The sequence below is a fragment of the Mumia sp. ZJ1417 genome (genome assembly GCF_014127285.1).
In the GTDB taxonomy this organism is placed as follows: Bacteria; Actinomycetota; Actinomycetes; order Propionibacteriales; family Nocardioidaceae; genus Mumia.
The window spans coordinates 2,840,024-2,865,730 of the sequence record NZ_CP059901.1; the positions used below are offsets into that span (position 1 = coordinate 2,840,024).

The following is a 25,707-nucleotide window of genomic DNA, read 5'->3' on the forward strand; positions in this document are numbered from 1 at the left end:
CCGTACTCGCATCACTGATGCTAGGCTGACGGTATGACGCGCACGACCGTCCGACTCGACCCTGATGTCGCCGCAGCCGCAGATCGCCTGCGCCGCGAGCGTCACGTCGGATTGAGCGAGGCGGTGAACGAGCTGGCAAGAGCGGGGATGACCCGCACGTCGTCGACCTCACCGACCCCGTTTCGCCAACGCACCTCCGAGCTCGGCCTTCGCATCGACGTGTCGAATGTCGCTGAGGCGCTCGATCTCCTCGACGAGGCTGAGCCGACCACGTGATCGTCGACGCCAACGTCCTCCTCTACGCGGTCGACAGGACGAGCCCCTTCCACGAGGTGGCCGCAGAGTGGCTCGAAGGCGCACTGAGCGGCACCACGCGGATCGGTTTCCCCTGGCCCACACTTCTTGCCTTCCAACGCATCGCGACACACCCGCGCGCCTCGGCGTCGCCACTGTCACCGGCCGAGGCGTGGAGCTTCGTCGAGGACTGGATCCAGGCAGAGCAGACGTGGATCCCGGTGCCGGGTCCGCGCCACGCCGAGGTTCTCGGACGTCTTCTCGTCGACGGTGACCTTCGGGCCAACCTTGTTCCGGACGCTCACCTCGCTGCCCTCGCCCTCGAGAACGGCGTCGGCGTGTGCTCGTTCGACAGCGACTTCGCGCGCTTCGACGGGCTCTCTTGGCACAACCCTTCTTTGGGGTGGTAGTCAGCAGGTCAGCGTGATGCTGGTCACGCTGCGCCTCGCAGACCTCACTCGCACCGCCTATCTGAGCATTCTGCGCCGATGATCAGGCGGCTGTTGCGCGTCCCGTCACTCTTGGGCACTGTGAGCACATCACATCGCCGTATGTGAGCCACGCAACAGCCTGATCCAGGCACGTGCCCCCGCAGCGCGAAGGAGCCCGCCGTGACCGAGCTGGCGATCCGTCCCATCGAAGCAATGCCGACCGCCCCGGCCCCGTACGATCTGGCGGACCGTTATCGCGCGGGTTCGCCGCCGGTGCTGCTCACGGGCGTCCAGGCGATCGCGCGGCTCCTGGTCGAGCAGCGCGCGCACGACCGCCGCTGCGGCCGGCGTACGGCGTCATTCGTGTCCGGCTACCAGGGCAGTCCGCTCGGCGGCGTCGACCGCATGCTCGCCGACATGCCGGACGTGCTCGAGGCGCACGACATCCGCTTCGTCCCCGGGCTCAACGAAGAGCTCGCCGCGACCGCGGTGTGGGGCAGCCAGCAGCCGGTCGACCCGGCTGACGCGACGCACGACGGCGTCGTCGGCTACTGGTACGGCAAGGCGCCCGGCGTCGACCGCGCGACCGACTCGCTGCGCCACGCCAACATGTATGGCGTCGACCCGCGCGGCGGTGCCGTGATCCTCGCCGGCGACGACCCGGCCTCGAAGTCGTCCACCGTCCCTGCCGTGAGCGAGCGGACGCTGGCCGCGCTCGGCATCCCGGTCCTCTTTCCGCGCAACGCCGCCGAGGTCATCTCGTACGGTCTGCACGCCGCTGCACTCTCGCGCGCGTCCGGCTGCCTCGTCGCGCTCAAGATCGTCGCCGACGTCGCGGACGGATCCTGGGTGGTCGACCGCCCCGCGGACTCCTTCTCCCCCGTCGTCCCGTCGCTCGAGTGGGGCGGCAAGCCCTGGTCGTACGCGCAGGCTCCGATGATCGTGAACCCCGATGCCATCGTCGGCGCGGAGGCGCAGCTCGTCGGCCCTCGTACGGCGATGGTCCGCGCCTACGCCGCCGCGAACGCGCTCGACGTCCTCGACATCGATCCGCCGCACGCGACGACCGGCTTCGTCGCCGCCGGCACGACGTACGACGCGCTGCGCCAGGCGTTCGTGGACCTCGGCATCTCCGACGACGACCTCGCGACCGCGGGCATCCGCGTGCTGCGCCTCGGCATGATCACGCCGATCGAGCCCGGTGCCGTCGAGCGCTTCGCCGAGGGACTCGACGAGATCGTCGTGGTCGAGGACAAGACATCGTTCATCGAGATGCAGGTCCGCGAGATCCTGTACGGCCGTCCGGGCGCGCCGCGCGTGCTCGGCAAGAAGGACGCCGCCGGCCTCTCCCTCGTACCGGCCGACGGCGAGGTCACCTCCGGCAGGCTCCTCGCTCCGCTGCGGCACGTCCTCGGCGACCGCGTCGCCATCACGCCGCCGCGCCCGAAGACCATCGCCCTCCCGCTCCTGACGACGTCGCGCGCGCCGTACTTCTGCAGCGGCTGCCCCCACAACCGCTCCACCGCCGTGCCTGAGGGCTCGCTCGCCGCGGGCGGGATCGGCTGCCACATCATGGTGTCGACGTCCGGCCGCGAGGACAGCGCGGTCACGGGCTTCACGCAGATGGGCGGCGAGGGCAGCCAGTGGATCGGGCAGTCCGCGTTCACGCGCGCGGGCCACACGTTCCAGAACATCGGCGACGGCACTTACTTCCACTCCGGCCAGCTCGCGATCCAGGCGTGCCTGGCCGCCGGCGTGAACATCACCTACAAGATCCTCTACAACGACGTCGTCGCGATGACCGGCGCGCAGGATGCTCAGGGCGCGCTCACCGTCCCACAGCTCACGCACAAGCTCAGCGACGAAGGCGTCGCCCGCATCATCGTCGTCGCCGACGAGCCGCAGCGGCACCGCAAGCGCGCGCTCGCCAAGGGCACGACGCTCTGGCATCGCGACCGGCTCGACGAGGCGCAGCGGATCCTGCGCGACGTCCCCGGCGTGACCGTGCTGATCTATGACCAGCACTGCGCCGCCGACGCGCGTCGCCAGCGCAAGCGGGGCACGCTCCCCGCCCGCAACACGCGTGTCGTGATCAACGAGGCCGTCTGCGAGGGGTGCGGCGACTGCGGCGTCAAGAGCAACTGCCTGTCGGTGCAGCCGGTCGAGACCGAGTACGGCCGCAAGACGCGCATCGACCAGACGTCGTGCAACACCGACTACTCGTGCCTCGACGGCGACTGCCCGTCGTTCGTGACGGTCGAGGTCGACCCCTCGACGAAGTCGCCGCGTCGTGCGACACCGACGCCTCCGGCCGTCGCCGACCCTGCCGCTCCCCCGCTGCGTGGCACGCACGACGTGTTCCTCGCGGGCATCGGCGGCACGGGCATCCTCACCGTCAACCAGGTGCTCGCGACGGCGGCGCTGCGGGCGGGCTTCGACACCGAGACGCTCGACCAGACCGGGCTGAGCCAGAAGGCCGGACCGGTGACGGGCCACCTGCGCTTTTCGCCGCGTTCGTCCTCCGGCGGCCTCGAGCCGTCCAACCGCCTCACGCCGCAGGGCGCCGACTGCGTCCTCGCCTTCGACCTGCTCGCGGCGACATCCCCGAAGGGCCTCTCGTACGGGGACCCGGCGACGACGGTCGCGATCGCGTCGACGAGCAAGACCCCGACGGGCGACATGGTGTACGACGCGTCGGTCGGCTATCCGGAGACGGCTGAGCTCATCGACCGGCTCGGCACCGTGTCGCGCGACGTCATGACACTCGACGCACTCGAGGCGGCCGAGGAGCTGTTCGGGAGCACGACCACGGCGAACTTCCTGCTGGTCGGCGCTGCCTATCAGACCGGCGCCCTCCCGATCCCCGCCGCGGCGATCGAGGAGGCGATCGGCCTCAACGGCGTCGCCGTCGACGCGAACGTCGCCGCGTTCCGGTGGGGCCGCGTCGCGGTCGCCGACCCGGCTGCGTTCGCCGCCGCGGCGAGCCCTCGTACGGTCGAGGCGGCGCTGATCGCGGTGCCGGCGGTCGACGCGGCGGGCTTCTCCGACGCGATCCGCGCGACGGTGGCGCGGCGCGCGAGCGACCTGGTGCGGTTCCAGGGGATGGCGACGGCCGAGCGGTATGTCGCACGGGTCGCCGCCGTCCGCGACGCCGAGCGCGTCGTGGGCTCCGACGAGCGGCTCACGCAGGCGGTCGCCACCTCCCTGTTCAAGCTCACCGCATACAAGGACGAGTACGAGGTCGCGCGTCTGCTCACCGACGCCGCCTTCGCCGACGAGGTCGCGCGGCAGGTGCCGGGCGGGTCGCGGATGACCTACAAGCTCCACCCGCCGGCGCTGAAGGCGATGGGCCGCTCGAAGAAGGTCGGCTTCGCGCCGCGCTCGCACGTCGTGCTGCGCGGGCTCGCACGGATGAAGGGGTTGCGTGGCACGCCGTTCGACCCGTTCGGCTACGCGAAGGTGCGCCGTCTCGAGCGGCGTCTCGTGAGCCACTACGAGGGCGTGGTCGACACGCTCGTCGCCGGGCTCAGCGCGGAGTCGTACGAGCGCGCGGTGCGGATCGCTGCGCTGCCGGACGTCGTGCGCGGGTACGAGGACGTGAAGCTGCGCAACGTCGCCACGTACGTCGAGCAGCTGCGCGAGGAAGGCGTACCGGTCGACCTGCTGGTCTGACAGACTCGACCCCGTGCCGCGACTGGACCGCCTCGACGCCGAGATCATCGGGAGACTGACCCGCAACGCACGAGCCGGCGTCGTGGAGCTCGCGGCGGCGCTCGGCGTCGCCCGCAACACCGTGCAGGCGCGACTGAAGCGGCTCGAGGACACCGGAGTCGTACGGGGCTTCCGCCCAGACGTCGACCTCGAGGCGATCGGCGTGCCGGTGCAGGCGTTCGTCGACATCGAGCTCGACCAGCGGCGCATGGCGCACGTCGTGCAGGAGGTCGCGCAGATCCCCGAGGTGCTCGAGATCATCACGCAGGCCGGGCGCGAAGACCTGCGGGTGCGGGTCGCGGCGGTGACGCACGCCGAGCTCCAGGAGGTCGTCGTGCGGATCATCGACACCCCCGGTGTCCGACACACGACGTCGACGCTGGCGATCTCGACGCCGCTCCCCTATCGGGTGCAGCCGCTGCTGGAGAAGCTGACCCGCGAGTCCGGCTACGGCCGCTCCCACCCACCCGTTGGTTGAGCCTGTCGAAACCCGCCCCACCGCCGGTCGAGCCTGTCGAGACCCCTTGCCATTCCAGCAAACGCCTTTGGCACCCACCCCTCCCGTCGGCTATCCCTAAAGGACACCCGCACGACCCGAGGAGCGCGATGACCACCCACGCCGACCACCCCACCACCCCGACCGACCCCACCGAGTTCTGGGAGCAGCGGTACGGCGGCTCCGACCGCGTGTGGAGCGGCAAGCCAAACCCGCTCCTCGTCCGCGAAGTCGCCGATCTCACGCCCGGCACCGCCCTCGACCTCGGCTGCGGCGAGGGCGCGGACGCCGTCTGGCTCGCCACGCAGGGCTGGACCGTGACGGGCGTTGACATCTCCCGTACCGCGCTCGACCGCGCCGCCGCTCACGCCGCCGACGCGGGAGTCACGGACCGTACGAGCTGGGAGCAGCACGAGCTCGGGACCACGTTTCCTGCAGGCTCGTACGACCTCGTCAGCGCGCAGTTCCTCCAGTCCCCCGTCGCCCTCGACCAAGACGGCGTCCTGCGCAGCGCGGCCGAGGCGGTCGCGCCCGGCGGCACGCTCCTCGTGGTCATGCACGGCGGCTGGCCGTCGTGGGCCGAGCCGCACGAGCACTCCGTACCCGGCGCCGTCTTCCCGACGCTCGACGAGGTGATGACCGCGCTCGACCTGCCCGAGGACGAGTGGAAGGTCGTGACGCTCGACGGCGTCGCGAGCACCTCGACCGCACCGGACGGTCGTACGGGCACGCGCGTCGACAACGTGTGGCGCCTGCAGCGCGCGGCCTGACCCGTACGACCTGACGGGCGCGTCAGCTCGCGGGGTCGTACTGGAAAGCCCGCACCTCCTGCGCGCATCGGCAGGATGCCGCGATCTTCGCGGCCCACTCCAGCGCGGCCTCTTGGGACGGCAGCTCCAGGACCGCGTAGCCGCCCTCGAGCTCCTTCGTCTGCGGGTAGGTGCCCTCGGTCACCGTCCCCTCGGCGTCGACCATGACCGGCGGGACGCTCTCGTCGATGCCGCCGCCGAACACCCAAACGCCGGCATCCTTCGCCTCCTGCACGACGGCGTGCGACTCCTCCGACACGGCGTGCAGATCCTCGCCGGACAGGTCCATGGCGGCACTCGGGAACGAGATGAGGTACTTCGTCATCGGGTCGACTCCTTCGATCGCACGACAGATGGAAGACATTCCACCACCGGACGGGTCCTCTACGAGGTCGCCGGGGTGCTGACCCTTCTGAACGCGCTGCGATAGCCGGACGGGGTGGTCAGGAACCTGGCCTTGAACTGTCGCCGGTACGCCGTGGGGTCCGTGAACCCCACGCGCTGTGCGATGACGTCGATCGTCTCGTCACTCGTCTCGAGCAGCTCCGTGCTCCGGTGGAGTCGACGCTCGGTGAGCCAGTCGTAGAAGGTCGAGCCGGTGACCTTCTTGAAATGCCGGCTGAACGTGCGCTCCGACATGTTGACCCGTTGCGCGGCGGCGGCAACCGACACGGGGCGACGCGGGTCTTCGACCACCCACTCGATCAGCTGCTGGATGCGGTCGTCGTCTGCCCGCGCGACGGGCGCCTCGACGTACTGTGCTTGCCCGCCCTCACGGATCGGGGGCACGACGAGCCGGCGAGCCACCGCGTTCGCGATGGCGGCGCCGTGATCCTTACGGATGATGTGCAGGCTGAGATCGATGCCCGCAGCGGAGCCGGCAGAGGTGAGCACCCGATCGTCGTCCACGTAGAGCACGTCGCGGTCGACCTGGAGTCGGGGATAGCGACGAGCCAACTCGTCGGCGTAGCGCCAGTGCGTGGCGGTGCGGCGACCGTCGAGCAGACCGGCGGCCGCGAGCACGAACGCTCCCGAGCAGATGGAGACGACGCGCGCGCCGCGTTCGTACGCTGCCCTGATTCCTCTACAGATCTCCTCGGAGGGCTCGAGGTCGACAGGCCAGCTGGGGACGATGACGGTGTCGGCCACCGCCATGGCCTCGACCCCTGCTTCGACATCGAGCTGCATGCCGCCCAGTGCCGCGACTCCGGCGTCGTGAGGGGTGAAGACCTGGACGGCGTACCAGTGGTCGACGTCGAGCTCGGGGCGCTCGAGCGCGAACACCTCGACGACGATCGCCAGCTCGAAGAGCGACATCCGGGGCGCCGCCATCACCGCAACTCGATGTGACGGTCCACGCGGCGACATGGCCGGATCGTACGACATGATGTCCTTCCAGTCACTAGTGAGCGCTCACGCATTCCAGCACCGTTGCCTCTATGCGAATGCGCTCCCACGTTCTGGACCCTGCACCGGCAAGCAGCGAGACAGCCTTGCGGCACTTCGAGGCGAGACTGGCCTTCGAGGCCGACTGCGCGGACGTCTACGCCGACATGCTGGCGGGCATCCAGGGATTCACGCTGCTGGACACTCGATCGCCCGAGCACTACGCGGCCGGGCACATCCCGGGAGCCCTGAGCCTGCCGCACAGGCGGCTCAGCAGGGAGACCCTTGAGCTGCTCGGTGTCCCGGAGGACGACCTGCTCGTGACGTACTGCGCCGGGCCCCACTGCAACGCCTCGACACGAGGAGCGATCCGCGCGGCCGCCCTCGGACGCGCGGTGAAGGAGATGCCGGGGGGAATGCTGGGCTGGACTGCGGAGGGCTTCCCGGTCGCGGTCGGCGAAGAGCCTGGCGACCTCGCAAGATGAGGCGCACGCCACACCGCGCCAGGAGCACCTTCGGCTGGTTGTGGGCGGGCCAGAGTGCCAGCGTGCTGGGAGACCAGGTCACCCTGATCGCGCTACCCCTGGTGGCGGTCGCCCATGCGGGAGGGTCGACGAGCGACATCGCGGTCGTCGCGACCCTGTTGAAGCTGCCGTTCCTGGTGCTCGGTCTTCCGGCCGGCGTCTGGGTCACCCGGTGGGGGCTCGGACGCTCGATGCTGGGCGCCGACCTCGTACGCCTCCTCGTGCTCGGGTTCATCGCGGCGCTCATCCTTCTGCGAGGCGAGTTCTCCATCGTCGTCCTGATGACAGCCGCCGCTCTCATCGGCTCCGCGACAGTGTTCTTTCAGATCGCGTATCAGTCGATCGTTCCGGAGGTCGTTCCTGACCAGGCAGGTTGGCATCCGGCGAATCTCCGCCTCACCCTGTCGGAGTCATGGGGAATGCTGGCTGGTCCTGCGCTGGGTGGCCTGCTGATCAGCGTCTGGTCGCTCGGGGTGGCGCTGAGCCTGGATGCGCTGACGTTCGCCCTCAGCGCGGCAACGCTTGTCGTGGTCACCTTGTCGCTCCCACCTCCTGCCCGACGTGTGGAGACGGCACCGCTCTTCACCTCCATCCGCGTCGGCTTCCGCTACGTGCTCGACCGTCCGGTGCTTCGCGGGATCATGGTCGTCGGGGCGGTCTTCAACATCGGCGTTGCGATGTTCGAGACGATGCTCGTGCTGTACGGGGTCAAGACGCTCAGCCTCGACGTTGCACAGGTGGGGGTCGCCGTCGCCGCGGGCGGACTGGGGTTTCCGTTGGGCGGCCTCGCGTCCGGGCGGCTGAACCGTCGCTATGGAAAAGGTCGGGTGATGGCACTCGCCGGCATTCCTTCGGTGGCCGGTATCGCTGTTCTCGGGCTCGCCACACAACCCGTCGCACTCGTACTCCTGGCCACCGGGATGCTGGTGTTCGGCCTGGGGCAAGGAGCGTTCGCCGTCAACGCCGTCACCCTGCGTCACGAGCACGCAGAACCTCATATGCGTGCCCAGGCGACGTCGGTCCACCGCTTCGCGAGTTGGGGTGCGCTGCCGGTGGGCACGTTGCTGGCGGGCCTCGTCGCCGGGGTGCTGGGACTGCGCGCGGTCATGCTCGTCGGCGCCGCGATCTCGGCGCTGTGTCTGGTGCCCCTCTGGTCCCCCGAGATCCGGCGTGCTCCGTGAGGTCGTGACTCGGGCGAGGCCCTAGCCCGAGACTGCCTTCTCCACGGCCTGCGCCGCCCGCAGGGTCGCCTCGTACGCGCTGGGGCTGACGCCGGCGATGTTGATGAACGCGTGGATGAGATCGCCCGCGCGAGCGAGCTCGGTCGGGACGCCCGCCTCCTCGAGCCGGCGCGCGTACGCGATGCCCTCGTCGCGCAGCGGGTCAAACCCGGCCACTGCCACGTACGCGGGTGCCACGCCGGAGAGGTCGTCGATGAGCAGCGGGGAGACACGCGGATCGAGGGCGTGGGCGGGGTCGGCGAGGTAGCGCTCGCGATACCAGTCCATGTGCTGCTCGGTCAGGAAGAATCCGTCGGAGAACTCCTCGTACGAGGGGTGCTTCGTGGACAGGTCGGTGACGGGGAAGAACAGCAGCTGCAGGCATGGCTCGACCGCGGCGCCGCGCAGCGCGAGAGCGAGGACGGCGGTGATGTTGCCGCCGGCGCTGTCGCCTGCGACGACGATGCGGGACGGGTCGAGGCCCCAGACGGGCGCCTGTGCAACCGCGTACTCCCACGCCGCGAGCCCGTCCTCGATCGCCGCCGGGAACGGGTGCTCGGGCGCGAGACGGTAGTCGACCGAGAGCACGTCCACGCCGGCGTGCAGCGCGAGGAACCGTACGGCGGAGTCCGTGCTCACGCGGCTCCCGAGCACCCAACCGCCGCCGTGGAAGTAGACGACCACACCGCGCGACTCCCCCGCCTTGGCGCGATAACGGGTCGCGGGGATATCGCCGTGTACGGCCGTGATGAGGAGGTCGTCCTCGACCGCGAACGGCGGGAACGTGTCGGCGAAGACGAGCGACTCCTCCTCGATCTGACGACGCGCGACGTCGACCGGCTTGGTCGAGAAGTCGGATCCGGGGATGCGGTTGAGCACGCCCAGCGCAGTCGCGATCTCGGGCGCGAGGCCCTCGCCGTCGCGGTTGACTGGGGCCTTGGCGCCAAGGCGTTCGACCACCCCTCGCGGCAGGCGGGCGAAGCCGCGGATCGCGGCCCGCTCGAGCCGCAGCGGGAGGGACAACGGGCGCGAGGTAGCGTCGCTCATGGGGGCTCCTTCGGGGGCTGGTGCCGCATTTTCGCAGGCGTACGGACAGCGCGGGAGACCCGCGTCACAAGCCGGCCCCTCGATTAGGAGCGGTTGGGGTCCCCTGCTAGAGTTCCTACTGCTTCGAGCGACGGCTTAGAGGCACCACGCGCCATTAGCTCAATAGGCAGAGCAGCTGACTCTTAATCAGCGGGTTCGGGGTTCGAGTCCCTGATGGCGCACCATCCAAGCAGGTCAGACGCGATGAGCGTCTGACCTGCTTCTCGTCTACCACCCTTTACCCTCACTTTTCGTGTTCGGAAGCCCGGCGAAGTCGCATCGAGATCATGAGCACGTTGGTGGCTGAACTCGTCCAGGGCTCCGCACCTGTGGCTACTCGGTACGTCCCCAGCCCGATGCCAAGGGGTTGTGGGTCGAGGTCACACACCAGGCGTCGCGAGGAGAGTGGCAGGTCGACTTCAGTCCGCACGAGCTTGCGAGAGCACTGGAGGGAGTCGTTAGGTCGACGGGACGTGATCGGCCATGGTGCCGGCGGGAGGCGTGACGGGGTCGAGAGCCTTATCGGTCGGTTCGCCGCCGGTCTTCAGGTCTAACCGCCGGCCCGGGGGCCGTTCGTCCTCGGCGCCGTGGGCAACTTCCTCCCGACCAACCCGCACCCAATGGCCGACTGGGACTAACCCTCAGGTCGGCAGTTCTCCGGCGCGGGGAGCGCTTCGCGAAGCGCGTGCTCGAGGGCTTCGACGGCGGCCGGTGAGACGCGGGCGAGGTGCTGGGCATCGAGGTCGTCCGGCGGCCCACGGCAGTCGATCACGTGCGCGACCATGGTTCTGCACCTCGGGACATCATCAAGCGCTAGCACAGGTTTGGTCGCCCAGTTAGCGCACGCACTCGAACCGATCCCGGCGCTGTCAGGCTAGTTCGCCGAGGCGCACCGTGCTCGGGAAGAAGTGGCCCGCCGCGGCGATCGCTGATCTCGCCGAGTATCCCTCTCAGGTCGGTGAACTTGTCGACGCCATGAACGTCCTTTCGAACGTCGGGAGTCCACGATGCCCGGTCGCCCGACCGACGGAAGCAGACTGAACTTGGGGTCCGTGAAAAACGGAATGCAGAAGGTCGTACTGCGAACTGTGCCCCACCCGTCCGTTCGCACGAATATGCTCGCCACCATGCCAGCACAACCGGAGAACGACAGTGGCCTCTTCATCGACCAAGCGCGCTGGCTACTGGAGTGGCATGACCGCCGAAGCGATGCGTTTACCACGCGAGCTGTGGCGCTCCTTGGCTTCGTCGGCGTAGTCCTCGCTCTACTGCTACAGGGAGCAGGCGTCGGCGGCATGGTAGCGACCTTCTGGACCTGGGCGTTCCTACTTCCTGCCCTAACTGCACTTTTGCTTGCTGGTTTTTTTGCCTTGCTGGCCATCTCCCCCTCGCCAGTCGCCATCCCAAGTGCACAGCAGCTTCGCCACTGGTGGAAGCGGCACGCGGCTGATCCGCGACCAGGAACGAGCGGGCCTCAAATCGCGGAGAGTCTCCTCAACAGCAGCAGCCTCTCCGCGGTCTCCGCGCTGTCCGGCGCCAAGGGGGACGCCGACATTCGTGCTCAGCGATTCCGCTACGCGATCAGATCGATGTTCACCGCGCTCGTCTTCTTGGTTGCCCTCCTCTTGAACGTCCTCTACCTGGCGTGGGGGAGGTGACATGAGCGAACAAGTTGGTGAACCAACTGAGCCCGAGGCGACGGCCGAGCCGCTTAAGTTCGACCCCCCGATCTATGACTACGTCGAGAAGGGCGCCGATCCGCACGGATACGAAACTCGGGAAGGCAGTCACAATTAGACGAAGTGAGTGAGCGATAGCGGTCGCCTCCGTGGCCGCCAGACCGAGGTCTGTCGGCCACGGGAACCTCGTTCCCAGCGCTACTAGGGGGGCGTCGAGCCCGGTTCGGGCGGCTCAATCGCACTGCGAAGTCGGGCGAGGATCAAGGGATCCGCATCGTCACGGATTGTCACCTTGCTTGCGAGCCACGCGCGGCTAGCGTTCAACAGAGCCCAAATATCAGCACCAGCGAACTCAGCGTACTTTAGAACGGCGTATTGCGTCATCTCGTACGCTGCACGTAGGACGTCTGCCACGCCTTGGGTATCCGCAACCCGAATCTGTCGGGACTTTCCGTCCTCCACTGGCACTTCTACAAGTCGTTGCAGATCTTGTGTTGGCCAGTACATGCCGTGGGCGGAGCCGCTCGCCGCGCGCCAGAGGCGCTCGACTCGATCAGCTCCGAGGTCGAGGCCGTCTGCGTCGCACGCTCGCTGCAGAACCCAGAGGTAGCCCTGGGGCGGTCTAGTCTCATCCTCGGTGAACACCTGCGAAACGCGACGAATAAGGTCATTCTCACGCGCGACCACCTGCTCTTTCTCATTTCGCTCCAGCTTGCTGCGTTTATGCTCCTGAAGGTCCCAGCGAATCAGGCAGAGATGGCGCCGAACGCACTCGACTGGCTCCCTAGTGTCGAGCATCCAAACAGCTTGAGCAGCAGACTCCATTGCAGCTCGAGCGAGGGTGTACGGGGGTCGCTGATGAAAGTTGGCTTCATGTTCCGGATGGAACTTGAACGGGGCGGCGTGGTCGGCCCACATGACCAGGTGCTCAAGCGCGGCACCGACATAGGAACGTGCCCTCTCATCAACCGGTTCGTAGGGATAGAGATCACGCATCGCCGCGAAGTTTGATCCCTCGCAAGGTAACGGAACATTCCTGAAGATGTGCCAGCTGATGCGGGTCCCCTGGGCAACTTCGACCCATGCGCGGGAAGACTCTGGGTCTACCGGGACTCGTTCCTCAGTCATGTGTGGAGCGTAGACCCGACCGTCGCCATATCTCTAGCGCACCTGCCAAATCATCACACATCCGCTTCTTCGCCCGGGAAGGCGGAATGGCACTTGGGATCAACTCGTACAGCCACAGACACACGGCGACCGCCCGGCAAGGTCGCAACGAGAGGCCCCGGTCTTTGCTCCTCTTTCGACGCCGCGAATCAGACGCCGCAAATCAGTAACGAGTTCCGAGACGCTCGATCGCGTGCTGACCGCCTCGAAAGTGGGGCCAGAGCGACCGATTGGTTGCCGGGAGTCATCGCAACTGTCCAGTCTTCGAGCGTCATCGACAGCGGCGAATAGGGCTGGCAGGCGACAACCGAACGCAAGGTCGCCAGACCTCGGGCGGCAGGACCAGGACGTGGGTCACCGTAGAAGGCGAGTGTTCGGCCATTACCCGGTCTCGTACCGAAGTCGGATCGTAGTAGCTCAAGCAGGTTGCAACGGTGGATGAGCATTCCAGCAATTGTCAGACGGACTGTCGGCGATGTCCCTACGGTGGCGTAATGCGATGCACAGCACCCGCTCAAGGCCACCGCACCGCCAGCGGTGCCGCTGCCTGCCCTGTCCATGGCCGGTCGTCGTACCGATCGTACCCGTCCTACTCGCCCTCGCCTTCTTACTCCGCTCCGACCCCGTCGCGCAGCAGCGGCGGTGGCGGGTCCTCTGGTGGGGGCGGTGGTGGCCGATCGACGCGGCCGCGGTGGTCGCCGGCCAACTCGACCGTTACTTACACCCCTGACGAGACCTCGGCGCTGGAGCGGTACCGCAGCAGGGTCGAGGCGGTAGGACCACGGGCCGAGTCCTATGACCTGTTTCTCTGTCACGCCTGGGACGACCGGCGTGAGACCGCGACTACGCTGCACAACCTCCTCGAAGCCGAGGAGGTGTCGGTCTGGTTCAGCGAGAAGGACATCATCCTCGGCCAGCCGTTCATGAGGGAGATCGACAAGGGCCTGGCGAAGACGCGCATCGGTCTTGTCCTCATCACGCCCGCTTTCCTCAAGCGAATCGAGAATGGTGGGGTGTCCGAGAAGGAGCTCTCGGAACTGCTGTCGCGGGATCTACTGATCCCTGTCGCGCACGAGGTGACCTATGACGAGATTCGGTCGGTCAGTCCTCTCCTCGGCTCCCGAAACGGGCTGAGCACGGACGAGGACTCCATGGAAGACATCGCCAAGAAGATCGCCGAACTGGTCGCTGTATAGGACCTGGCGCTGTCGGACGGACCTTCAACGTATGCACGACACCGGGACAGGCGGAGCTACCTAGCCTGGCCCCGCCGAGACCGCTTTCTCGCCAGCAGGGCCTAGGTCGTGGTCAAGGCTCGCGAGGAGGTAGCCTTTCCGCCACGTCACGACGTCCCGGCTGTTCCCAAAGCTAATCGCGGAGGTCGCATAGGCCGGTTCTTTCGTGCCCGCAGTGTCGCCCGGTCCTACCAGCTGCTCCTGACCTGACCTAGTCGAGCTGCGTGACGGCGTGCACCGCATCAGGCAGTTTTGTCGCCGCCGCCCTCGTCGACTCCGCTGATCATCCCCGCCTCCTTCCTCTCCCGATCCAGGAGACTGCTGATCACGACGCCCTTGAAGCCCGAGAACACGTGTGGCGGCGCTTGCAGTACTAGCCGTGGCGTCGCTGGATCGTGCCTTGGTGCCCGGGCGATTTTGCCGCGGTGAAGAGAGCTGCCGATTGGTTGCGCCGCGCTCGACGTCGCCCTCCGGCCCTCGCGCCGATGCCAAACCCCGAACCTCCGTCTTGCGCTCCCTCTTTCACCGCGAAGCGGCGCGAGTCAGCAAGCACCCACCAGACCGCAGATTGAGCATCGCCGCACGTGAGACTCCATTTCCGGGTACTCCGCCGCACCGGCGAGCACCATCCACGAAGGCCAGGCATCACGATGATGCCTGGCCTTCGTCGTCCGTCCTTCTGGTTGAGCGGCCCCGTCCCTCGCTGGCACGACGGGACTGCTCTTGGGTCACGCGTGCTGCTGGTCGCGAGCGGTTTCACGGGTCGCCATGGTCGCCGACTGTGTGGCGCGCGGCCAGGTCCAGGCGTACCGCACGATGAGGGCGAGAAGGATCAGTTCCAGGACGACGCCGAGGCCGTAGAAGGCCAGCCAGATCTCGCCCGCCACGTTGAATGCCGTGACGGGGACGTAGACCGCGGCCACGACGAGGTTCGTGAGGCGGTTCGCCCGGGCTGGCAGCGTCATCGACAGCACGACCATGAAGATCGGGATGGCCATGAGGGTCAGCGCCGTGGTCGAGAAGGTCTGAGAGAGGTCGAAAGTGAAGACCTTGCCGTCGAGGATGTCTTCGATGATGCCGGGCGTGAAGAAGCCGAGAATATCCACATAGGCGTACAGGAACATGAAGCTCGTCCACGCTGCGGCGAGCTTGGCTCTCACCGGGATCGGCTGGTCTTCCAGCGCCGCGGTGGTCGGTTGACGTGTTCTCATCATGGGCTCCGTCGTTGTCGTGAGGATCAGTAGGTCCACGCTCGCTGAGCCCGGCGGCTGGCGCCTCGGCCCGGAGGCCGGAGTTCGCCTGGCCGATGGCATGGCCTCTCTCTCGTTCTTTCGGCGGGTACGCCGAGGCGCCGGGATCCCTACGCTGGAGCCGTGGTCACTGTCTGGCGCTCCCTCTGGCATGAGTCGCGGCCTGCTGACGCCCCACCCGTCGGTCGTCTCGACTGGCTGCTGGTGGGCGTGTTCGCGGCCGCCGCCTTGGTCGAGGGCATCGTTCGGCCGGGCTTGGCCTGGCGACCCCTTGTGACCGTGCTCGCCCTGGCGCTGGTGCCTGCCCTGCTCTGGCGGCGGAGACGCCCCCTGATGACCGCCCTGGTCGGGTGGGGCGTCGCCGGGCTGCTCTCGGCCCTCCAACTGACTGCGCACGCCGGGGATCTCGGCCTCTACTCCATGATGGCCGTCCTGATCCTGCTCTACTCCCTGGTGCGGTGGGGCTCGGGACGGGAGATTGTCTTGGGGACGGCGTTCGTGACCGTCGTCGTCGCGCTGGGGGTGTACGCCTCCTCCGCGGGCTGGGCCGACGTTTTCGGCGGAGGCGTCCTTTTGCTGTTGGTCGTCGCCCTCGCGGCGGTGTTCCGCTATCGCGCGGACCTCTGGCATCGCCAACAGCGCGAGATCCGCAACCAGGAGCGGGTGGCGCTGGCGCGCGATCTGCACGACATCGTGGCCCACCACGTCTCGGCCATCGCGGTGCAGGCGCAGGCCGGTGGCGTGGTCGCCGGCACCCAGCCTGAGAAGGCCGCCGAGGTCCTTGCCGCGATCGAGTCTGAAGCGTCGCAAACCCTCGTGGAGATGAGATCGATGGTGCGGGTGCTGCGTGAGGAGGAAGCCGTCGCCTACTCACCGCAGCCGGGTGTCGCGGACCTGCCTGCTCTGGCGCGCGCCGACGCGACGCCCACCGTCGAGGTCTCGCTGGACGGTTCGTTGACCCGACTGGCACGACCCGTGGACGCCGCGCTCTACCGGCTTGCGCAGGAGTCGCTGACCAACGCCGTACGGCACGCCCCGAGCGCGACCCGCGTCGGGATCGACGTACGCCGGGAGGGCGACACCGTCAGGCTGCGTGTCAGCGACGATGGGCAGACCGAGCCGGGGCCAGCCCCGGAGCCTGGGTACGGCCTGCTGGGCATGGCCGAACGCGCCCAGCTCCTCGGCGGATCCTTCGCCGCCGGGCCGGGATCCGAGGGTGGCTGGGTCGTCGAGGCCGTACTGCCGGTGGAGGCGCAGGCATGAGCATCCGTGTCGTCGTAGCCGACGACCAGGACCTGGTCCGGACCGGGCTGGTGATGATCCTCGACGCGCAACCCGACCTCGAGGTCGTGGGGGAGGCAGCAGACGGGCTCGTAGCGCTCGACCTGGCGACCCGGCTGCGTCCCGATGTCCTCCTCGTCGACATCCGGATGCCCGGGCTCGACGGCGTCGAGGTGACGCGGCGCGTGGCCGGGCCAGACGTGACGGACCCGATGGCGGTCGTCGTGATCACCACCTTCGACCTCGATGAGTACGTCCTCGGCGCCCTACGCGCCGGCGCCCGCGGCTTCCTGCTCAAAGACGCCGGGCCCGAGCTCCTCGTACAGGCCATCCACGCGGCGGCCAACGGGGACGCGCTGATCGCCCCCAACGTCACCCGCCGGCTGCTGGCGACCTTCGCCGACCAGGCGCCAGTCGTGCCGGTCCAGCCCATCGACCCGCTCACCGAGCGCGAGGAGGAGGTGCTCGCGCTGGTGGCACGGGGCTGGACCAACGCCGAGATCGCCACTGAGCTCTTCGTCGGCCTGAGCACAGTCAAGACCCACGTCGCCTCGTTGATGACCAAGCTCGGCGCCCGCAACCGGGTCGAGATCGCGATGTGGGCATACGACGCCAGACGCGTGAGAGCCGATTAGTCCCGCCGCTTCGACCAGACGGGTGATCCGAAGCTCGTGATCGTCGTGGTCGTCGCGACGCCCGTTCGCGCCCCCTCCCCGATCACCGGCCAGGCGGCGGCCGCAGCAGGGCTCGTGCCGGCAGCGAGGTCGCGATCAGGGCCAGCACCGCGATGCTCCCGGCCACCGCCACCGCCAGTGCCGGCGGGACGTAGGGCGTCGGGGTGCCAGTCATCCCCGCGGCGTACGCCGTCACGGTGGTCGCCGCGATCGCGAAAGCCAGCACGATCGCCAGCATCACCGCAGCCAGCGTCTCCCACCGCAGGGTCCGCAGCACCTGGCGTCGCGTCCCGCCGGCGAGGCGCAGCAGCTCGAGGTCGCGCGAACGACCCGTGACGGTCATCGCCACCGAATTGACGAGCGAGATCGCGGCGAAGCCGACGATCGCCGCCAGCGCGATGTAGTTGACCGTGCTGTCGTTCGTGGTGTCCGGGGTGTCCACCGCGGCGCCGAGCGTCAGACCGTACGGCGCGACCGCCTGCTGCAGCTGCGTGTCCGGCACACCAGGAGCGGAGACGAGCGCGACGCCCAACGGGTCGTCCACGTGCTGCGCGACCAGCGCGTGCGCCATGGTCAGCTCACCGAAGCCCAGCCCGCGTTCGTACAGGGCCACCACCTTCAGCGTCACCGGGTAGCCGTCGGCCATCGCCACAGAGAGGTCGTCCCCCACCGCGAGCCCGGTGCCTTCACTGGCAGCGACGGTGTCCTCGACGAGGTCGTCGAGCGAGCCCGCCGTCACCGTCAGGTCCAGCGTGTCCGACAGCCCGTCGGTCGTGACGCCTTGGACCGTGAACGGGGTGTTCACCGCACGCACGCGGGTGCGGAGCACCTCGGTCACCGCAGCTACCCCCGGTGTCTCCCGCAACGCCCGAGCGGCGTCGTCCGGCACGGCGGGGCCGATGACACGGTCGGCGACCGTGCCCTCTCGTACCTCCTGCTCGGCCGCACCTTGCAGCGTCGTCTGGGCGAACAGCAGCGTTCCCGCCAGCGCGCCCATCAGGGTCAGAGGACCGAGGATCCCCGCCGTACGCCCCGACGCGGCACGCAGGTTCATACCGGCCAGGCCCACCGACCCGCGCAGCGGCCGCATCGGCAGGGTCATCAGGGCCAGACCGACGCGGGCGATCAGCGGAGCGAGCAGGGTCACCGCAGCCGCCCCCATCAACGCAGTCAGCGGTGCCAGCGGTCCGGCCGCCGCATCGGTGGAGACCTTCGTCAAGACGAGCGCCAGCACGACACCCCCCGCGGCGAACACGAGCCCGACGATCGCGCGCAACCGTCCTCGGCTGCGCTTCTCGTCCGACGCCTCGCCGAGCGCGGCAACCGGTCGCAGGCCCGAGATGCGCCGGCTCGAGAACCACGCCGCCACCCAGGCCGCGGAGACCGTCGCCGCGACGGCAGCCAGCACGGGGAAGGGTCCGACGACGAGCGGGACCGTCTCGGGCACCGCGCCCAGGGCGACGAACCGTCCGTACAGAAACCTGCCGAGCAGCAGGCCCAGCAGCGCGCCCGGCACTGCAGCGGCCGTCGCAACGAGCAGCGTCTCGCGCCCCACCAGCCGCCGCAGCTGGCGCGGTGTCGCGCCGACCGCGCGTAGCACCGCCAGCTCGCGTTCACGCTGACGGACCGCCAGCGCGAGGGTGCCGGCCACGGCAAGGATCGCGACGATCAACGACGTACCGCCGAGGGCGCCGCCCATGCTGACCAGCTTGGCGCGCGCCGACGCTGCCGTCGGGAACTCGACCGCTCCCCGTTCGTCGCCCGTCGCGACGACTGCGCTCTCCACCGGCTCGTACGGACCGACCGTCGTCGGCCTGCTCGACCCGCTGGTCGACTCGCTGCGCCGTACGGCCTTCTCCACGGCGGACGCGGCCGACTCGGGCCACACGGCGATCGCCGACACCTGGCCAGACCGACCTGCCGCGTCAGCGAGGCGCTCGGCCTCCGTCTCGGCGAAGTACAGCCCGGGCGCGGATCCGACCACCGCGTACGTCGCCGCCCCTGCCGAGGTGACCAGCCGGACACGCTCCCCTACCGGTGCACGGTCGGTGACGACCTCATCCCGTGCCGCCGGAGCGGCATCCGACTCCGAGGGGTCGAGCAGCAGCGCCGCCGACTCCCAGCCGTACCCGTCGACCCGCTCGCCGTCGGGCAGCACGACCGGCGCCGCCCGCTCCACGACGACCCGCTCGACCCCGGGGACGTCGCGGACCACGTCGGCGAGCGCGGCCGGGATCCAACGGCGGCTCGTGTTGGGCTTGGTCTTGCGCTTGTCCTTGTCGAGGTCCTTCAGGAAGTGTGACGCCGGGTCGCCTGCGACAATGACCGGCGCACCGGCGTACCGCTGCGGCTTCGCCGTCGACCGCAACCCGGTGTCCATCAGCATCCCGCACGCGCACACCAGCGCTGCCGCGCACAGCAGAGCGGCGAAGGTGCCGGCGAAGGCCCCCTTCCGCTGCCGCAGCGAGCTCGATGCATACCTGACCCTCACCGTCCCGCCGCTCACGCGTACGCCCCCAGACGCGTCATGCGGTCCGCTACCTCGGCCGGTGTCGGCGAGTCGACGGCATCGACGATGCGACCGTCCGCGAGGTACAGGACCCGGTCGGCGTACGAGGCGGCCACCGGGTCGTGCGTCACCATCACCACGGTCTGCCCGAGGATGTCGACGGTCTCCCGCAGCAGTCCGAGGACGTCGCGCGCGGTCACGGTGTCGAGCGCTCCGGTCGGCTCGTCACCGAAGACGACCTCTGGTGCGGTGATCAGGGCGCGGGCAAGTGCCACCCGCTGCTGCTGGCCGCCCGAGAGCTCCGGCGGTCGGTGTGTCGCCCGCCCGGCGAGCCCGACCCGCGACAACACGTCCTCCACCGCGCCGCGCTCGGCTCGCCGACCCGCCAGCGTGAGCGGAAGCGCCACGTTCTGCTCCACGGTCAACGTCGGCACCAGGTTGAACGCCTGGAACACGAACCCGACCCGCTCACGTCGCAGCCGCGTCAGCGCCGACTCGCTCATCTCCGACAGATCCGTGCCACCGAGCCGCACCGTGCCCGACGTCGGAACGTCGAGGCCAGCGGCACAGTGGAGGAACGTGCTCTTGCCCGAGCCGGACGGTCCCATCACCGCCGTGAAGCCGCCTCGGGGCAGCGTCACGGACACCTCGCGCAGCGCCGCGACCGCGCCGCCACCCTTGCCGTACACCTTGCTCACCTGATCCAGGACCACTGCTCCACTCATGCTTCTAGCCTCCTGGCACGCGGCGACGGACGACACAGACGCGATCACCAGTCCCCCGTGAGATCCTCATGGGTACCCTCATGACGTGATTCGGGTACTGCTCGCGGAGGACCAGCAGGTCGTACGAGGTGCACTCGTCGCTCTCCTCGATCTCGAGGACGACCTGGAGGTCGTCGCCGAGGTCGGCACCGGGGACGCGATCGTCCCCTCCGCGCTGGCCTATCGCCCCGACGTCGCTGTGCTCGACATCGACCTGCCCGGGTCCGACGGACTCACCGCGGCCGCCGAGCTCTCAGCACGCCTGCCGTCCTGCCGGTCGCTGATGCTCACGGGCAACGCGGGCCCCGGCCAGCTGCGTCGGGCGCTCGAGGCGCAGGTCGCAGGCTTCGTGCTGAAGACAGCTCCGCTGGACGAGCTGTTCGGAGCGATCCGTACAGTCGCCGCCGGAGGACGCGTATTGGACCCGTCGCTCGCCGTCACCGCGTGGGGACTGGCCGACGACCCGCTCAGCCCGCGTGAGAAGGACGTGCTGCGGCTCCTCGCCGACGGTGCCGAGCCTCCCGAGATCGGCACGTCGCTCAGGCTGTCGACAGGCACGGTACGCAACCACCTCACGACGGTGGTCGCAAAGCTCGACGCACGCGGCCGCACTGACGCCCTCCGCATCGCCCGCGAGGCGGGCTGGATCTAGCGCTGGGCCGACGGCGCCGTCAGCGGTCGACAGCGGCAGTGACGCGGAAGCGGCCGTCGCCGACCGGGCCCGCGTCGAGCGTTCCGCCCAGCGCCGCCACCCGCGTGCGGAGGTTGCCGATGCCCGCACCCGGCGACGTGATCTCGGCCGGAACTCCGTCGTTCTCGACCACCAGCTGGGAGCCGTCCACCGTGATGCGCGCCTCCTTCGCGGCGCTGTGTCGCAGGACGTTCGTCACCGCCTCGCGCAGGACGGCGATGAACGCCGCGGCGCGCTCGCCGTCCACCGCCGACACGGACGCCTCCACGGTGGTCGCGATCCCGGCTGCTCGCAGGACCGACCCAGCGGCCTCTACCTCGGAGGCGAGTTCGAGCCGAGGCGCCTCACCGACGACCGTCGCCATGTCGGCACGGGCTCGGACCGCAATCGCGGCAATCTCGTCGAGCTCGACGCTGGCGCGATCCGGGTCCCGGTCGAGCAGACGACGCACCAGCTCGCCTTTCAGGATCATCGCCGCAAAGGTGTGCCCGAGAAGGTCGTGCAGGTCGCGCGCGGCACGCAGCCGTTCCTGGACGACCGCCGCCCGTACGAGGCCGTCGTGCGCGGCGTGGAGCTCGTCGGCCAGGACGGCGAGCCGGGCGAGCCCGAAGACGACGAGACCGGTGACGAGGACACTGATGGTCAGGTTCACGGTCAGCGGAGGCGCCGTGCCCACCGCCGACTGGGTTGCGAACACCCCGACCATCGTCGTACCAACCAGCGGCCACGCAGCCCGGGGCGGGAGCGACACCAGCAACGCGCCCGCCAGGAATCCGGCGACGCCACCCCACGCGCTCCCCAGCCACACCACCGGGACGAACGCGATGACCGCCTGCAGGGGAAGCAGCCAGGGACTCCGGAGGCGCAGGTTCAGGAGGCAGACGACGGCCAGCAGCGGGAGCGCCACCAGCAGCTCGACGCCCGACAGCTGGAGCAGGGCCTTCCCGCAGAAACCCACCAGCACCACGGCGAGCAGGGCCGTCGCGAACCGCTGCTGATCCGACACCGGCGCTGCCTCTTCAGCAACCCGCAAGCTCGCCACGACGCGAATCCTGCCGTCGGCGTCCAGGTCGACGTCGAGCCGCCCGCCCGCTGCCGCGAGGCGGACGGCCAACGGCTCGAGCGCGGCCTCACCACGCTCGGTGGTGCGGGCCCCATCGGCGACGACGGTCAGACGCACCTCGCCGTCGTCCTGGATGGTTTCGATGAGGCAGTGACACGCCCGATCGCGTACGGCATCGGTGACCGCCTCACGGAGCACCGCCGCCAGCAGAGATCCGCCGGGACCGAGCGGCTCGCGGTGCCCCGTGCGGACGGTCACCTCGGCGCCGGCCGCTTCGAGCATGCCCTGCGCTGCTGACACCTGCGGCGCCAGCGACAGCTCTCGCATCTCCGACGCCGCAGTACGAGCTGCGTCCAGCGAGCTCCGGGCCTCCGCCAAGGCGTCACCGAGCTCGGAAGGACGTCGGGCCGCGCGGGCCATCGCCGTCAGCCCGTCCTCGATGACGCCACGCAACCCCGCAGCGATGCGTAGCCTCTCCTCCCGCACGGCGGCGGCGGCGAGGGTCAGGCGGGTGGACTGCACCTCGTCGACATCGTAGGTAAGACGCGTCAGACCGTAAGCGACGATCCCGATGAGCCACGCGGAGATCGACACGTCGATGACGGCACGCGACCAACCTTCCTCGACCGCAGCGATCGCGGGGGCGCTGACGGCCACCGCGACCGCAGCCGCACGACGCCCCTCGAGCCACAGCGCACCGATCGCCAACCCCAGCACGCCGACCGATACACCGAACCCGAGCACCGCCCCATAAAGGAGCGCCGCCTGGACGACCGACACAAGGGGCCCGTGCGGCCACCCCGGCAGGAGAAAGCGGAGGTGCAGCACGAGAGCGCCGACGACGAGCGGTGCAACCCAGGGGAGGTCGCTTCCCGCTGCGACCAGGTAAACGGCGACGAACGCCCCGAGGACGGCGACCGTGACCGCGCGTGCGTGCAGACCGCCACCATTTGTCCAGCTCATCGAGCGCTCAGAATACGAGTCGCAGGCGACGGGTCGACTCGCGGGTCAGCGACGTCAGCGCGTCACCTTCTATGGGACTGCTGCAGGACGCGCGAAGGCACTCGTTGCTCCTACGGGTTGACGACGGTCTCGAACGTCACCGGAGTCAATCGGCCGAGCAGTGGCCTTACGCGTAGACCCCCGCAATTGTTATTGCAGCCTCCACCGCAGACCGTACGCTCGCTGGTGTGGTGGAGGTCCCGCGTCCTGCGGCCTCGGCGGCGGTGGGGCTCGGTCGCTCACTGCTCGAGGCCAAGTTCTCCATTCCGCAGCCTCGCCCAGGGTCGGTGAGTCGCGCGGGGATCATCGACGTCGCGAGGGCGAGCGAATGCCGCGTGGTCGGGGTGACCGCCGCTGCGGGGTACGGCAAGACGACTCTGCTGGCACAGTGGGCGCTCGCCGAGGACCGACCGGTCGCCTGGGTGTCCTTGGACCGGTACGACGACGACCCGACAGTTCTGCTCACCCTGCTGGCCTCAGCCTTCGCCCAAATCTCGCCTGGCTACATCGACCTGGTCGCCGACATGGGCGGCCTGGGCGCGGAGGTGCTGGGCCGGGCCGCACCTCGGCTGGCCGCGGCCTTCACGTCGAGCCCGGAGCCTTTCGTGCTCATGGTGGACGACCTCCACGAGCTCCGTGCGTCCGCCTGCCATGACGCTCTCGGCGTGGCGATCTCGGGGATACCGTCGGGCTCTCAGCTCGTCGCAGCGAGCCGATTCGAGCAACCGCACCTACCGCGGTTCCGCGCGTCAGGGGACGTGTTCGAGCTCGAGGGGAGCGATCTGGCGCTGGACGCGACCGGGGCCGAGCAGATCTTCGCCGAAGCCGACTCCGACGTGGCTCCCGAGGTAGCCGCGGCGATCACCGAGCGGACGGAGGGCTGGCCCGTTGGTCTCTACCTCGCGGCGCTGATCGCGCGCCACGACGGTGCCGACGGCATGACGGTCTCCGGCGACGACCGCTTCGTCGCCGACTACCTCTACCGCGAGTCTTTGATGCTGCTGCCCAAGAAGATGCAGCGCTTCCTGCGACGTACGGCGGTGCTCGATCAGCTCTGCGCCCCGTTGTGTGACGCGTTGCTCGGCGAGACCGACGGGCAGGAACGACTGCGTGCGCTGGAGGCGTCGAACTCGTTCTTGATCCCGCTCGACCGTCACCGAGAGTGGTACCGGTTCCACACCCTGTACCGGGAGTTCCTGCTAGGAGAGCTGCGGCGGATCGAGCCCGAGGTCGTCATGAAGCTTCACCTGCGCGCCGCCGACTGGTACGAGGCGAACGGATCTCCTGCCTTGGCCGTCGAGCACCTGTTGGACACCCCAGAACGAGAGCGGTGCGTGCAGCTGGTCACGGATCTGGTGCTGCGGACCTACAGTGCCGGCCAGATGTCGACCGTCCACCGGTGGCTCGCAGCGCTGGGTGACACCGCTGTCGAGGGATACCCGCCGCTCGCCGTCCTGGCAGCTTGGGCGACGGCGCTGACCGGACAGACCGTGGCGGCGGAACGGTGGGCAGCGGTCGTGGAGGCCTCGTCGTTCAACCAGGCGCCGACCGACGGAACGGCTTCGTTCGACTCCGCCAGGGCCATGCTGCGGGCAGTCATGTGCGCCTCTGGGCCCCAGCAGATGATGGTCGATGCCAGTGCCGCGGTGGCCCAGGAACCGCCATGGAGCCCGTGGCGCGACACCGCTCTCATCCTGTCCGCGCATGCTCATCTCCTTGCTGCCGACGTGGACGAAGCACGGGCACTGTTCGCCGAGGCGGCCACCCTCGGGGCGACGCTCGGCAACACCGACACGGTCGTCGACGGTGAGGCCGAACTCGCACTGATCGCGTGGGACCGCGGGGACTCGGCCGAGGCGACCGAGCGCGTCGAGCACGCCTTGGCGGTCATCGAGGAGCATCGGATGCATGAGTACGCGCTCAGCGTCCTCGTCTTCGCCGTTGCCGCTCGCCTGGCGCTGCACCGCGGCGACCTCGACGACGCGGACCGCCAGCTGACGAGGGCCATGCGAGCGCGCCCGTCCTGCACCTTCGTGCTCCCTTTCTACGCGGTGCGTGCCCGGATTCAGCTTGCCAAGGCCTACTCGGCACGCGGTGACCAGACCATCGCTCGGCACCTCCTGCGCGAGATCGACGAGCTCCTGCTGCACCGGCCGGACCTGGGAGCACTCGTCGACCAGGTGGTAGCGGTCCGCGAGACGGTGGAGGCAAGCGCCCAGATCGGAGTCGCGGGCGCCGCACCCCTGACCGGGGCGGAGCTGCGGGTCTTGCCGTACCTGCAGACGCACCTGACGATGAAGGAGATCGGGGACCGGCTGTTCATCAGCCGCAACACCGTCAGCTCCGAGGTCGCCTCGATCTATCGCAAGCTGGGAGTCTCCTCACGCAACGACGCGGTGGAGCAGGCAACCAGGTTCGGGCTGCTCGGCGGCTGA

At 69.1% G+C, this 25,707-nt stretch carries 22 protein-coding genes and 1 tRNA gene; 14 read left to right on the plus strand and 9 right to left on the minus strand.

Annotation, left to right across the window (positions count from 1 at the left end):
* The first annotated feature begins 33 nt into the window (after positions 1-33).
* The 5 genes from H4N58_RS13760 to H4N58_RS13780 all read left to right on the plus strand — a co-directional run bounded on the left by H4N58_RS13760 (position 34) and on the right by H4N58_RS13780 (position 5,702).
* Positions 34-276 carry a ribbon-helix-helix protein, CopG family gene (locus H4N58_RS13760; RefSeq protein WP_167003991.1) on the plus strand — a complete coding sequence of 81 codons (243 nt, stop codon included), beginning with the start codon at positions 34-36 and terminating at the stop codon, positions 274-276.
* Complete coding sequence (locus tag H4N58_RS13765) at positions 273-704, plus strand: type II toxin-antitoxin system VapC family toxin (protein ID WP_167250224.1); 432 nt, start codon at positions 273-275, stop codon at positions 702-704. The genes H4N58_RS13760 and H4N58_RS13765 overlap by 4 nt, the downstream gene beginning before the upstream one ends.
* Positions 705-905: 201 nt before the next feature.
* Complete coding sequence (locus H4N58_RS13770; protein WP_167250222.1) at positions 906-4,397, plus strand: indolepyruvate ferredoxin oxidoreductase family protein; 3,492 nt, start codon at positions 906-908, stop codon at positions 4,395-4,397.
* Between the two features lie 13 nt (positions 4,398-4,410).
* A complete protein-coding gene (locus tag H4N58_RS13775) occupies positions 4,411-4,914 on the plus strand; it encodes an Lrp/AsnC family transcriptional regulator (RefSeq protein WP_167003998.1) in 504 nt (167 codons plus the stop codon).
* A gap of 128 nt (positions 4,915-5,042) precedes the next feature.
* Complete coding sequence (locus tag H4N58_RS13780) at positions 5,043-5,702, plus strand: bifunctional 2-polyprenyl-6-hydroxyphenol methylase/3-demethylubiquinol 3-O-methyltransferase UbiG (protein WP_167250220.1); 660 nt, start codon at positions 5,043-5,045, stop codon at positions 5,700-5,702.
* Positions 5,703-5,724: 22 nt separating this feature from the next.
* Here H4N58_RS13780 and H4N58_RS13785 read toward each other — a convergent pair whose 3' ends face one another.
* Together H4N58_RS13785 and H4N58_RS13790 are read right to left on the minus strand one after the other, a co-directional pair.
* A complete protein-coding gene (locus H4N58_RS13785; protein WP_167250218.1) occupies positions 5,725-6,066 on the minus strand; it encodes a YciI family protein in 342 nt (113 codons plus the stop codon).
* A 59-nt stretch (positions 6,067-6,125) separates the two neighbouring features.
* Positions 6,126-7,127, minus strand: a complete 1,002-nt coding sequence (locus H4N58_RS13790; protein WP_370465450.1) for a helix-turn-helix domain-containing protein — start codon at positions 7,125-7,127, stop codon at positions 6,126-6,128.
* Between the two features lie 107 nt (positions 7,128-7,234).
* Here H4N58_RS13790 and H4N58_RS13795 point away from each other — a divergent pair, with 107 nt between their 5' ends.
* Positions 7,235-7,612 (plus strand): rhodanese-like domain-containing protein, encoded by a 378-nt coding sequence (locus H4N58_RS13795; RefSeq protein ID WP_208322884.1) that lies wholly within the window; start codon positions 7,235-7,237, stop codon positions 7,610-7,612.
* Entirely contained in the window at positions 7,609-8,832 is a 1,224-nt protein-coding gene (locus tag H4N58_RS13800) for an MFS transporter (protein WP_167250214.1), read from the plus strand. The genes H4N58_RS13795 and H4N58_RS13800 overlap by 4 nt, the downstream gene beginning before the upstream one ends.
* A gap of 21 nt (positions 8,833-8,853) precedes the next feature.
* Here H4N58_RS13800 and H4N58_RS13805 read toward each other — a convergent pair whose 3' ends face one another.
* Positions 8,854-9,918, minus strand: a complete 1,065-nt coding sequence (locus H4N58_RS13805; protein ID WP_167250212.1) for an alpha/beta hydrolase — start codon at positions 9,916-9,918, stop codon at positions 8,854-8,856.
* A 148-nt stretch (positions 9,919-10,066) separates the two neighbouring features.
* Between H4N58_RS13805 and H4N58_RS13810 the strand changes: the two genes are divergently transcribed.
* Positions 10,067-10,142: transfer RNA gene (locus tag H4N58_RS13810), tRNA-Lys, on the plus strand.
* 449 nt (positions 10,143-10,591) lie between these two features.
* Here H4N58_RS13810 and H4N58_RS13815 read toward each other — a convergent pair.
* Positions 10,592-10,741 carry a hypothetical protein gene (locus tag H4N58_RS13815; RefSeq protein WP_167250210.1) on the minus strand — a complete coding sequence of 50 codons (150 nt, stop codon included), beginning with the start codon at positions 10,739-10,741 and terminating at the stop codon, positions 10,592-10,594.
* A 343-nt stretch (positions 10,742-11,084) separates the two neighbouring features.
* On the opposite strand from H4N58_RS13815, the gene H4N58_RS13820 reads away from it, so the two are divergent.
* On the plus strand, positions 11,085-11,615 hold the full coding sequence (locus tag H4N58_RS13820) for a hypothetical protein (protein ID WP_167250208.1): 531 nt from the start codon (positions 11,085-11,087) through the stop codon (positions 11,613-11,615).
* Positions 11,616-11,837: 222 nt separating this feature from the next.
* Here H4N58_RS13820 and H4N58_RS13825 read toward each other — a convergent pair whose 3' ends face one another.
* Positions 11,838-12,764 carry a hypothetical protein gene (locus H4N58_RS13825; RefSeq protein WP_167250206.1) on the minus strand — a complete coding sequence of 309 codons (927 nt, stop codon included), beginning with the start codon at positions 12,762-12,764 and terminating at the stop codon, positions 11,838-11,840.
* Between the two features lie 533 nt (positions 12,765-13,297).
* Here H4N58_RS13825 and H4N58_RS13830 point away from each other — a divergent pair.
* Entirely contained in the window at positions 13,298-13,999 is a 702-nt protein-coding gene (locus H4N58_RS13830) for a toll/interleukin-1 receptor domain-containing protein (RefSeq protein WP_167250205.1), read from the plus strand.
* A 767-nt stretch (positions 14,000-14,766) separates the two neighbouring features.
* Here H4N58_RS13830 and H4N58_RS13835 read toward each other — a convergent pair.
* Positions 14,767-15,288 (minus strand): DUF6326 family protein, encoded by a 522-nt coding sequence (locus H4N58_RS13835; RefSeq protein ID WP_243845077.1) that lies wholly within the window; start codon positions 15,286-15,288, stop codon positions 14,767-14,769.
* 123 nt (positions 15,289-15,411) lie between these two features.
* On the opposite strand from H4N58_RS13835, the gene H4N58_RS13840 reads away from it, so the two are divergent.
* Positions 15,412-16,551 (plus strand): sensor histidine kinase, encoded by a 1,140-nt coding sequence (locus H4N58_RS13840; RefSeq protein WP_167250203.1) that lies wholly within the window; start codon positions 15,412-15,414, stop codon positions 16,549-16,551.
* Positions 16,548-17,204, plus strand: a complete 657-nt coding sequence (locus H4N58_RS13845) for a response regulator transcription factor (protein WP_167250201.1) — start codon at positions 16,548-16,550, stop codon at positions 17,202-17,204. The genes H4N58_RS13840 and H4N58_RS13845 overlap by 4 nt, the downstream gene beginning before the upstream one ends.
* An 82-nt stretch (positions 17,205-17,286) precedes the next feature.
* Here H4N58_RS13845 and H4N58_RS13850 read toward each other — a convergent pair whose 3' ends face one another.
* Together H4N58_RS13850 and H4N58_RS13855 are read right to left on the minus strand one after the other, a co-directional pair.
* Positions 17,287-19,734 (minus strand): FtsX-like permease family protein, encoded by a 2,448-nt coding sequence (locus H4N58_RS13850; RefSeq protein ID WP_167250199.1) that lies wholly within the window; start codon positions 19,732-19,734, stop codon positions 17,287-17,289.
* Between the two features lie 11 nt (positions 19,735-19,745).
* Positions 19,746-20,477: an ABC transporter ATP-binding protein gene (locus tag H4N58_RS13855; RefSeq protein ID WP_167004028.1), complete on the minus strand. Its 732-nt coding sequence runs from the start codon at positions 20,475-20,477 to the stop codon at positions 19,746-19,748.
* Positions 20,478-20,562: 85 nt separating this feature from the next.
* Between H4N58_RS13855 and H4N58_RS13860 the strand changes: the two genes are divergently transcribed.
* Entirely contained in the window at positions 20,563-21,168 is a 606-nt protein-coding gene (locus H4N58_RS13860) for a DNA-binding response regulator (RefSeq protein ID WP_167004031.1), read from the plus strand.
* Positions 21,169-21,187: 19 nt separating this feature from the next.
* Here the strand turns inward: H4N58_RS13860 and H4N58_RS13865 are convergent, their stop codons facing one another.
* A complete protein-coding gene (locus H4N58_RS13865) occupies positions 21,188-23,233 on the minus strand; it encodes a histidine kinase (protein WP_167250197.1) in 2,046 nt (681 codons plus the stop codon).
* 227 nt (positions 23,234-23,460) lie between these two features.
* Between H4N58_RS13865 and H4N58_RS13870 the strand changes: the two genes are divergently transcribed.
* A complete protein-coding gene (locus tag H4N58_RS13870; protein ID WP_167250195.1) occupies positions 23,461-25,707 on the plus strand; it encodes a LuxR C-terminal-related transcriptional regulator in 2,247 nt (748 codons plus the stop codon).

Coding starts and splice junctions, on each gene's coding strand:
- H4N58_RS13760 (WP_167003991.1), top strand. CDS start 34: ATGACGCGCACGACCGTCCGACTCGACCCTGATGTCGCCGCAGCCGCA.
- H4N58_RS13780 (WP_167250220.1), top strand. CDS start 5,043: ATGACCACCCACGCCGACCACCCCACCACCCCGACCGACCCCACCGAG.
- H4N58_RS13785 (WP_167250218.1), bottom strand. CDS start 6,066: ATGACGAAGTACCTCATCTCGTTCCCGAGTGCCGCCATGGACCTGTCC.
- H4N58_RS13790 (WP_370465450.1), bottom strand. CDS start 7,127: ATGTCGTACGATCCGGCCATGTCGCCGCGTGGACCGTCACATCGAGTT.
- H4N58_RS13800 (WP_167250214.1), top strand. CDS start 7,609: ATGAGGCGCACGCCACACCGCGCCAGGAGCACCTTCGGCTGGTTGTGG.
- H4N58_RS13805 (WP_167250212.1), bottom strand. CDS start 9,918: ATGAGCGACGCTACCTCGCGCCCGTTGTCCCTCCCGCTGCGGCTCGAG.
- H4N58_RS13815 (WP_167250210.1), bottom strand. CDS start 10,741: ATGGTCGCGCACGTGATCGACTGCCGTGGGCCGCCGGACGACCTCGAT.
- H4N58_RS13820 (WP_167250208.1), top strand. CDS start 11,085: ATGCCAGCACAACCGGAGAACGACAGTGGCCTCTTCATCGACCAAGCG.
- H4N58_RS13825 (WP_167250206.1), bottom strand. CDS start 12,764: ATGACTGAGGAACGAGTCCCGGTAGACCCAGAGTCTTCCCGCGCATGG.
- H4N58_RS13830 (WP_167250205.1), top strand. CDS start 13,298: ATGCGATGCACAGCACCCGCTCAAGGCCACCGCACCGCCAGCGGTGCC.
- H4N58_RS13845 (WP_167250201.1), top strand. CDS start 16,548: ATGAGCATCCGTGTCGTCGTAGCCGACGACCAGGACCTGGTCCGGACC.
- H4N58_RS13855 (WP_167004028.1), bottom strand. CDS start 20,477: ATGAGTGGAGCAGTGGTCCTGGATCAGGTGAGCAAGGTGTACGGCAAG.
- H4N58_RS13865 (WP_167250197.1), bottom strand. CDS start 23,233: ATGAGCTGGACAAATGGTGGCGGTCTGCACGCACGCGCGGTCACGGTC.